The sequence below is a fragment of the Roseiarcus sp. genome, assembly GCF_052145395.1.
Lineage (GTDB): Bacteria > Pseudomonadota > Alphaproteobacteria > Rhizobiales > Beijerinckiaceae > Roseiarcus.
In genome coordinates, this window is sequence record NZ_JBKQOT010000444.1 from 1 (window position 1) to 8,541 (window position 8,541).

Annotated in this window: 9 protein-coding genes; 3 read left to right on the top strand and 6 right to left on the bottom strand. The window is 67.8% G+C overall.

Annotated elements, in window-relative coordinates:
• The first annotated feature begins 7 nt into the window (after positions 1 to 7).
• Positions 8 to 133 (top strand): TonB C-terminal domain-containing protein, encoded by a 126-nt coding sequence (locus tag ACLP25_RS15050; RefSeq protein WP_442470005.1) that lies wholly within the window; start codon positions 8 to 10, stop codon positions 131 to 133.
• Between the two features lie 12 nt (positions 134 to 145).
• On the opposite strand, the gene ACLP25_RS15055 is transcribed toward ACLP25_RS15050, so the two are convergent.
• Positions 146 to 382 carry a hypothetical protein gene (locus ACLP25_RS15055; protein ID WP_442469997.1) on the bottom strand — a complete coding sequence of 79 codons (237 nt, stop codon included), beginning with the start codon at positions 380 to 382 and terminating at the stop codon, positions 146 to 148.
• Between the two features lie 168 nt (positions 383 to 550).
• On the opposite strand from ACLP25_RS15055, the gene ACLP25_RS15060 reads away from it, so the two are divergent.
• Complete coding sequence (locus ACLP25_RS15060) at positions 551 to 1,108, top strand: nitroreductase family protein (RefSeq protein ID WP_442469998.1); 558 nt, start codon at positions 551 to 553, stop codon at positions 1,106 to 1,108.
• 71 nt (positions 1,109 to 1,179) lie between these two features.
• Positions 1,180 to 1,521 carry a c-type cytochrome gene (locus tag ACLP25_RS15065; RefSeq protein WP_442469999.1) on the top strand — a complete coding sequence of 114 codons (342 nt, stop codon included), beginning with the start codon at positions 1,180 to 1,182 and terminating at the stop codon, positions 1,519 to 1,521.
• Between the two features lie 18 nt (positions 1,522 to 1,539).
• On the opposite strand, the gene ACLP25_RS15070 is transcribed toward ACLP25_RS15065, so the two are convergent.
• From ACLP25_RS15070 to ACLP25_RS15090, 5 genes are all read right to left on the bottom strand, one after another.
• The gene (locus ACLP25_RS15070) at positions 1,540 to 2,355 is read right to left on the bottom strand and encodes a hypothetical protein (RefSeq protein ID WP_442470000.1); all 816 of its coding nucleotides are present in this window, start codon (positions 2,353 to 2,355) and stop codon (positions 1,540 to 1,542) included.
• A complete protein-coding gene (locus ACLP25_RS15075; RefSeq protein WP_442470001.1) occupies positions 2,352 to 4,796 on the bottom strand; it encodes a Lon protease family protein in 2,445 nt (814 codons plus the stop codon). The genes ACLP25_RS15070 and ACLP25_RS15075 overlap by 4 nt, the downstream gene beginning before the upstream one ends.
• Positions 4,797 to 4,869: 73 nt before the next feature.
• Positions 4,870 to 5,673 (bottom strand): ABC transporter permease, encoded by an 804-nt coding sequence (locus ACLP25_RS15080; protein ID WP_442470002.1) that lies wholly within the window; start codon positions 5,671 to 5,673, stop codon positions 4,870 to 4,872.
• A complete protein-coding gene (locus ACLP25_RS15085; RefSeq protein ID WP_442470003.1) occupies positions 5,670 to 6,428 on the bottom strand; it encodes an ABC transporter ATP-binding protein in 759 nt (252 codons plus the stop codon). The genes ACLP25_RS15080 and ACLP25_RS15085 overlap by 4 nt, the downstream gene beginning before the upstream one ends.
• Before the next feature lie 86 nt (positions 6,429 to 6,514).
• Positions 6,515 to 8,284 carry a patatin-like phospholipase family protein gene (locus ACLP25_RS15090; protein WP_442470004.1) on the bottom strand — a complete coding sequence of 590 codons (1,770 nt, stop codon included), beginning with the start codon at positions 8,282 to 8,284 and terminating at the stop codon, positions 6,515 to 6,517.
• Positions 8,285 to 8,541 lie beyond the last annotated feature (257 nt).

Here is an 8,541-nt window from a genome sequence, read left to right on the forward strand (position 1 = left end):
GCGCAAGATCGTTACCTCGAGCGGATCGCCGAATCTCGACATGGCGGTCATGAACGCAATCGCCGAAGCGGCGCCCTATCCGGCGCCGCCCGGCTGGCAGCCCAAGGCGCTGCGCCTGACCTACGGGCGCTGAACGCTCAGCGGCTCAGCGCGGAACGCAGCGCCAGAAGGATCTCACCCTCTGGAAGTCGGTGACGCTTTCCCAGTCATGGACGGCGACGAGGCCGTACCTGCCGCATTCCTTCTGCGCCTCGGCTGCGAATTGCGAGGTCTTGGGGAATTGGTCCCCCGGATGATTCGGGTAATAGATGAAGGCGATAGACCGTTCGGACGCGCAGCCCGACAACGCCAGCAGCAAGCCCAACAGGCCGACAATCCGCATTCTGCGCCCCAACTCTTTCGGCCGTTCCAGCGGCCAGCCCGATTTCGCGCGGCACAATGCCCGTCCGGACCCCGTCACGCAAGAGCGGGCCTTTTGGTCAGTCTCAATGAACCGGCGCGCGCGCCGCGTTAGCTTGTCGTCGAACAAGGCAACCACGGAGGCCGACCCATGCTGGTTCGAGACGCGCTTTTCGGTCGCCGCGCCGTCCGAGCTTACGCCGCCGATCCGATCGACGAGACGACGGTCCGTCGCCTGATCGACGCGGCGATTCAGGCGCCGAACGCCGTCAACGCCCAGCCCTGGGCGTTCACGGTCGTGCGGGATCGGGCGACGCTCGAACGGGTGTCGCGCGAAGCGAAAGTCTACATGCTGACGACGATGCCGGCGGAGCACGCGGACCGATTCCGTCCGCGGCTCAGCGACCCGGCGTTCGACATCTTCTACGGCGCGCCGGCGTTGGTCGTGATCTCGGCGCGCGCCGAAGGGGCGTGGATCGTGGAAGACTGCGCGATGGCGGCGCAGAACCTGATGCTTGCGGCCTATTCCGAAGGGCTGGGGACCTGCTGGATCGGATTCGCCCAGGGCTATCTCAACACCGCGGACGGCAAGGCCGCCATCGGGGCGCCCGCCGGTTGGGTGCAAATCGCTCCGATCATTGTGGGGAAACCCGCGGCCGCGCCGCCGCCGGTCGGGCGCGCCCCGCCGGAAATCCGCTGGCTCGGCTGAGCGGCGGCCCGGGCGTCGTCTACGGCCGAAGATCGAAAGGAAAGGGCGCTGTCGGCGCAAGGAAAGTCATCATGATCCGCAGGACTGCAAATTCGAAACCAGGCCGCGCCTTCGTCGCCGCGCTTGCCTTCGCCGCGACGCTCGTCGCCCCAGCTCTCGCCGACGAGGTCAAGGACGGCGAGGCGTTGGCCGACCGGCTGTGCGGCAGATGCCACGTGGTGTCGCAGCAGGTCGGACCGGCATTCGTCGACATCGCGAAGGGCGCACACGCCTCGCGTGACGCGCTGCGAGATTTCCTGCGCGGGACCCATTCCGACGTGAGACATCCCAACGCGATGCCCGCCCCCGAACTCAGCGAGCAGCAGATCGACGCCCTCGCGGCCTACATCGCCAGCCTGCACGGCGCCCAGTAGCGCCGATCCTGGTCCCCATCACCCCGTCTGGCGGGAACCCAGACTGAGCACCGGGACGCCGCGCGCAAGGGCGGTCGCGAGAGTCAGGTCGTCGCGGATGGCGCCGCGGGTGAGGACGATCAGTCGCTCGGTGAGCCCGGCAGGGATGTGCGGCGCAGCGTCGGACGCGTAATCGAGCGGCCCTCGCTCGACGCTGCGTCGGGCGTCCCGGGTGCGTTCGACGCGCAAGGCGCGGCCCGAAAGGGCGCGAATGTCGACGACGATCAGCCGTTCCCCGGCGACGTTGGCGATCGCTCCCGCCACGTCCACGCTCGGATCGTCGGGGGCGGCAGCGAGGGCGACAACCGGGCCTGAGGCCCGCACCGGAGAAAGGGGCGCGAGCAGCACAGCCGCGGCCGAACGAAAGGCCGCAGCGATCAGCGAGGCGAAAGGTTCCGCCGCGCGGTCGGCGCCGGCCTCCGGCGGCACGATCGCGACGATGTCCTCCGCCCGGGCGGCCGAAGCCACCGCTTGCGCCGCCGCCGCGCGGACGATCTCGAAGCGCCGCCGAGCCAGCCGCCACGCCGCTGCGGCGAATTGTCGCTCCGCGATACGGGCCGCCGCGTCGAACCCGTCAATTGTCGACTCCAGCCCTGTCCAGCCGCCGGACGCGCGAATCGCCCGCGCCGCCGGCATCGCGGCGAGATGGCGCAAGTCGAGATCGTCGATGAACAGCCGCAGCAGTTCGACTCCGAACAGGTCGGCGAAGCCGGCCGCCAACTCCGCCGCGCGACTCGTCGCGCCCGGTTGCAGCCCGAGCACCAGGCGCTTGAAGCCGAGCGGCTGCAAAGTCATGGCCGGCCGTCGGGGCGCGCCTCGGGGCCGCTCTCCTTGCCAAAACTCCGGCGGATGTCGGCAAAGGCCCGTAACCGGTCCTCGACCCTGCGGTTGACGCTGCCCGGCGGAAAGGCGCCGTCGGCGTGCCGCACGCCCGCCTCGAGGCCGGCGAGCAGCGCGATCCCCTCGTCGACCGTCGCGATCGGATAGACGCCGAAGCGCCCCTCGGTGCAGGCGCTGACGACGTCCTCCCTCAGCATCAGATGCTGAACGTTGGCCGCCGGGATCAGCACCCCCTGTCTGCCCGTCAAGCCGCGGGCCGAGCAGATGTCGAAGAAGCCCTCGATCTTTTCATTGACGCCGCCGATCGCCTGGATGACGCCGAGCTGGTTGACCGAGCCCGTGACGGCGAGGTCCTGCCGCAAAGGCGCTTCGGCGAGCGAAGACAGCAGCGCGTAAAGCTCGGCCGAAGAGGCGCTGTCGCCCTCGACCCCACCGTAGGACTGCTCGAAAACAAGGCTCGCGAAAAGGGACATCGGCGCGTCGAGCGCATAGCGCCCGGCGAGGAAGCCGCTCAGGATCAGCACGCCTTTGGAGTGGATCGGTCCGCCGAGCTCCACCTCGCGCTCGATGTCGACAACCTTGCCGCCGCCCGGGCGGGTCTGGCAGGTGATCCGGGTCGGCCGGCCCCAGGCGAATCCGCCGATCTCGATCACGCTCAGGCCGTTGACTTGTCCGACCCGCGCGCCCTCGGTGTCGATCAGCGCGACGCGCTCGAGGATCGACTCCCTCGACCGGTCCCGGATGCGCGAGGCGCGGCGGACGCGCGCCTGAAGCGCACGCTCGACGTCCTCGCGCGCGATCACACTGCGGCCAGCCCGGCCCGCGCAAAAATCCGCCTCGATCAGCGCCTCGCGCAGCTCCGCCACGCGCAGCGACAGCTTCCCGGAATGGTCGGCAAGCCGGGCGGCGTGCTCGACGACCCGAGCCGCCGCGGCGCGGTCGAGCGGTTTCAACCCGTCGCGGCGAGCGATGGAGGCCGTCAGGCGGACGAAAGCGGCCTCGTTCTCGGGCGTTCGGGCGAAATCGTCCTCGAAATCGGCCAAAACCTTGAAGTGCTCGCCGAAGTCCGGGTCGTAAGCGCAGAGCAAAAAGTAAAGCAGCCGGTCGCTGAACAGCACGAATTTCACATTGAGCGGAATCGGATCGGGCTCCAGCGTCACCGTGTTGGTCAGGCCAAGAAATCGTCCGACGTCCTCGATCGCGATCTGCCCCCTCTTCAAAGTGCGCTTCAGCGCAGGCCAGCTGAACGGCTCCATCAACAGCGCGCGCAGGTCGAGCATGAGATAGCCGCCGCCTGCTCTGTGGATGGCGCCCGCCTTGACCAACATGAAATTCGTCACCAGCACGCCATGGGTCGAGACATAGTCGATGCGGCCGATGAGATTGCCGAGCGTCGGATGGAGCTCCTCGGCCAAAGGTGCTCCGGTCGCGCCGTTCTGGGCGACGAACGCATTGACGTCGTAGCGTTCGAACACCACGGCGCGAGCGGGATCGGCCGCCTCGCCCTCGCCGCCCTCGCCCTTGGCGGCCAGCGCCGGCACGGTCTCGATGAGATCGGCCCGCACCGCCTCGATCTGCTGGGCGACCCGGGGGAGGTCGGCGAAGGCCGCGCGCGCGTCCTCGATCAGATGGTCGACCGCGAATTTCGCCGTCTCGCGGTTGAGGACGCGGACGGCGTCGCGCCGCTGCTTGTCCCACAGCGGAACCTGGCGGACGATGTGCTCGAGCTCCTTTTCCAGCGCCGCGATCTCGGCCTGCATCGCCTCTCTCCGCGTCTCCGGCCAGCCGCTGAACTGATCCGGCGGCACGACTTCGCTGTTTTCCGACGGCGCCAGGGCGAACCCGACCGGCGTGCGCAGGAGTAGGATCGACCGCTCCGCCGCCTTATGACGCAGGGCGGTGAACGCCTCGAATTGTATCTTCTGGAACGCCTCGTCGATCGCGCTGCGCCGGGTCTGGTAGTCCTCGCTCTGGAACGCCGCGGGCGCGGTCGTCTTCAGGTCCTCGATCAGTTTGCGCATCGCCTCCTGGAAGCCTATGGCGCGCCCAGGGGGCAGTTCGATCGCGACGGGACGGTCGGGTCGGGCGAAATTGTTCACATAAACCCAATCCGGCGGGCTCGGCCGCTTGGCCGCATCCTCGGCCAGCAAGGCCTTGACCGCCTCGCGCATGCCGCCGCCGGCCCCGCCGATCGCCACGAGATTGAAGCCAGCCTTGTCCACGCTGGCGGCGAACTCGACAGCGCCGAGGGCGCGCGACTGCCCGAGCATGCCGTCGATCGGCTCGAGATCGGCCGTGTCAGAGAAGCTCAAGCCGGCGAGGTCGCAGGCGCGATAGAGACGATCCGCGGGCAAGGGCGCGACCCGCGCGCCCGGGGCCAGGGTCTCGTCGCTCACTTTCCGCCTCCACTTCATCGACCGGTTCGCCCCGTTTCCTACGACGACGCGAAGCCGACGCCCATGATACAGGTCAACTTACCGACTCGGCGCTGTAGCGGGCGATGAGTCCGGTGCGGATGGCGATCTTGTAGACCGTCGCAAAGAAGAGGCACGCGAGAACGAGATAGGCGAGCGCGAGCGCAGCCCCCCCGAACAGCGCCATCCAGGGCGCGGGCTGGCCAGCCACCACCGCGCGCATGCCCTCGAATACATAGGACGGCGGCAGAATCGCCGCGATCGCCCGCATCCAGCCGGGCAGGACCGCGACCGGATAGAACACCCCGGCGAAGGGCGAGACGATCATCGGGATCGGCCAAATGAGCCATTCCGACGCCGGGCCGAGGCGCAGCACGAGCCCCGCGGCGGCGACACCCATGGCGATTCCAGTCAGAAAAAGAACCCCGACGAACGGCGCGAGCGCAACGCCATAAGTCAGGAACGAGAGTCCGAACGCAACCCGGGCGAAGACGATCATCACGACGAGGCTCAGAGAGCTCGCGCCGATCGCGGCGATGACGAGGCCGGCCAGGTATTCGGAAATGCGCAAGGGCGTGGCGAACAGGTTGAGGAAGTTGCGCGACCACACGTCCTCGAAAAAGGCCATGGTCACGCCCTGCATGACCCGGGTCAGGAAGTCCCACAGAAGGACCGCGCCGAGCAGCGCAGGCACGAAATTGACCCCCGATTGCGACACCGAGTTGAGGTAGCGGGTGAGAAAGCCCCACAGCAAGATGTCGACTGCGACCCAGATGAAGATCGGGAACACCCGCTGCGGGCTGCCACGATAAAGATAGAGGATGCGCAGAACGATCGCGCTGACGCGCGAGCGGTTCATTCCGCGCCTCCCGCCGCCAAGTCTTCATGGGCGACGGAGACGAACAGGTCGTCGAGCGTCGCGACGCCATGCTCGCCGGGCAGCCGCTTCGGGTCGCCTTCGAGCACGATCCGGCCGTGCGACAGGAACAGCACGCGGTCGCAGACGGCCTCGACCTCGAACATGTTGTGGCTCGTCCACAAGACGCCGCAATGCCCGCACTCGACCAGTCCCGCAATGCCGGCGCGAATGTCGCGGGCGGCGGACGGGTCGATCGAGGCGGTCGGCTCATCGAGCAGAAGGAGGCGCGGACGGTTGAGCATCGCCTTGGCGAGCGAGAGGCGCGTCTGCTCCCCCGACGACAGCACGCCCGCCTTGGAGCGGCGGTATTTCAAGAGGTCGTAAGTCGCCAGCAACGCCTCGATCCGTTCGTCGATCCGGTCGACGTCGTAGAGTTTGGCGAAGACGCGCAGATTCTGCTCGACGGTCAGGTTGCCCGGCAACGGCGCATAGACGGCCGCGAAATTGGCGCCGGCCAGCGCCTTGCTGCGATCGGCGCGCAAATCGACGCCCTCGATGGCGATCCGGCCCGAACTCGGCGCGAGGACGCCGAGGATCATGTTGATCGTCGTCGTCTTGCCGGCGCCGTTGGGGCCGAGCAGTCCGACAATCTCGCCGCGCGAGACATGGAAGGATACCCCGTCCACAGCCTGCAGCGGGCCGAAGGACTTACCGAGGTTTTCGACCGACAGGATCGGTGGCGAGGGTGGACTCATCGCCCGGTCGTATCCGACCGGCCGATCGCGCCGTCAAGCCGCCGCCCGGCCCGGCCTTGCGCGGCTTCCGACGCCGCCGCCCGACCTTAGGCGAAGGCGGCCGCGACCTCGTTGACGGCGTTCTGCACAACCGCGAAGGCTTTTTCCGTCGCGACATGGGCGGCGAAATCGGTCACGGCCTCGGTCGCCAGTCCGACGCCGATCGGCGCGATCGAGCTGACCTCCTTGTGCAGGTCCACTTCGAGGAGCGTCCCGATCACCTTTTTGGCGCGGGCGCGAATCTGCTCTTTCAGAGCGGCGAGCGGAACCTCGCGCGGCCTGGGCAAGTCGGCGGCTCCGATCTCGATCGGCTTGCAGAGGTCGTCGACGAGCGGAATGATCGGGAGGCCGGGACGCGGGACGCCGCCGGCGACCTTGGGCGAAAACATCTTCGGCTTCAGCGCACGGTCTCCGGCGAGGTCGAGGGAGCCGGCCTCGCCTTCGGCGTTCCGCACCCGCCAGCGCTCGGCGTTGATCCGCTGGCCGTCGAACATCGGGTTCGAATCCGGGAGGGCGAAATTCCAGCGCAGGAACGCCTGCGCGTTGCGGCGCCCGAGCAGGTAGTCGTGCCTGCGGAACGATTGGTCGATGAAGCCGCCGAATCCTCCCATGACGCCGCAGGCGATCGGATACTTGCGCGCGGCGTCGCTGCCGTTGCCGTTGCGGATGGGCGAGATCATGAAGCGGGAGAAGACGGTGTCGTTCGCCGCCAGCTCGAGCTCGTCGGGTTTGAACCGCGCCTGATCGATAAGCGCCGACCCCACCCGCGGCAGAAGGTCGATGAGGCGCAGCGCGTCGCTGAATGGAGGCGCGGTCTCGAAGTTAGGGAACGGCGCGACGAGAACGACGGCCTTGTTCGCGGCCTGGCCGTCCCTGGGGTTGTGCAGGTCGCGCCCGGCGAGATAGCGGCGCGCCAGTTCGAGGGGCTCGTTGTCGATCGTGCCGCCGTCGACCGTGGCGAAGCGATACGGGGCTTCGCCGGTGAACGAGCTGTCCGGCGCGATCGGGACGAAGCAGTCTTTTGTCGCGTCCTCGTAGCCGACGCAGCCGGCGAAGGAATACCAGGTCTCGTCGGACCGCTCGATGATGCGCGGTCGCAAGCCGACGGGGAATGCGCCGGTGGCGAGGGCTGCGGTCTTGTACCGGGTCCAGGCCGGGTTGGCGAAGTCCTCGACGTTCAGGGCGAGCGTCCCGCCCGCGGCGTTCGCGGTGCCGACCGCGAAGTCGTAGTAGTCGGCGTGATTGAGCATGCCGAGCCGTTCGTCCGAGTTGGCGCCGAAGACGGCAAACGAATAGGGCACGCCGCGCACGTTTGTCAGCGTCAGCATCACCCGCAGGGTCCGGTCGTTGTCGCGCCCGACCCAGTTCCGCTGCCGGACGGAGCCACCAAGGACGAAGGCGGAATCGACGATCTGATCGAGGATGTCGCAGCACAGGAGCGACAGCACACCCCCCGCCTCCCGGCCGCCCTCGAGATCGGTCGTCGCGAGCAGCGCGTCGAGCGAAATGTCGGTGACCCAGCTCGAATAGAGGCGATTACGCTCGGGCGAGGGCGGAGCCGCGCCGGGCCATACGTGCTTGAGATCGTAGTAGGCGTGCAGCGCCGAGATCGCGGACGTCATTCCGCCCGCTGAGGCGCCCGCCATGACCGGGACGCGCACGTCGTGGGTCGGGCCGTCCCAGCCGGGACTGGACTTCGCGCTTTCGTAGGCGTCGAGCGCTTCGAAAATGAAATCCATCACGCCCGCCGTGTACGCCCCGGCGGAAATTGCTCCCGCCATAACAAAACCGATTTCGAAAGTCCGATCGTTCGCCATTGCAAGCACTCCTGATCAAATTGCGGAGAGCCGTCCGTCGACGACATGAAAAAACGAGGCGATGAAATCCGCGTCCCCTCCCCCTCCGGCCTCCCGTCTCTCAAGAGTTCAACCGTTTCGCATCGAAAGCAAGCGCCGTACGCGCAGGTTGCCCCTCAGGCGTAGGGGTCGAGCGTGAACAATTCCTGCGGCTTGCCGACTCCGCGCAAGGCGTAGCGGCCCACGGAGACGAAAGGCGGCCGGTCGGACGAGAAGGA

Bases quoted from the DNA above. Each gene is read 5' to 3' on its own strand.
- ACLP25_RS15055 (WP_442469997.1), bottom strand. From the start codon at position 382: ATGCGGATTGTCGGCCTGTTGGGCTTGCTGCTGGCGTTGTCGGGCTGC.
- ACLP25_RS15060 (WP_442469998.1), top strand. From the start codon at position 551: ATGCTGGTTCGAGACGCGCTTTTCGGTCGCCGCGCCGTCCGAGCTTAC.
- ACLP25_RS15065 (WP_442469999.1), top strand. From the start codon at position 1,180: ATGATCCGCAGGACTGCAAATTCGAAACCAGGCCGCGCCTTCGTCGCC.
- ACLP25_RS15070 (WP_442470000.1), bottom strand. From the start codon at position 2,355: ATGACTTTGCAGCCGCTCGGCTTCAAGCGCCTGGTGCTCGGGCTGCAA.
- ACLP25_RS15080 (WP_442470002.1), bottom strand. From the start codon at position 5,673: ATGAACCGCTCGCGCGTCAGCGCGATCGTTCTGCGCATCCTCTATCTT.
- ACLP25_RS15085 (WP_442470003.1), bottom strand. From the start codon at position 6,428: ATGAGTCCACCCTCGCCACCGATCCTGTCGGTCGAAAACCTCGGTAAG.
- ACLP25_RS15090 (WP_442470004.1), bottom strand. From the start codon at position 8,284: ATGGCGAACGATCGGACTTTCGAAATCGGTTTTGTTATGGCGGGAGCA.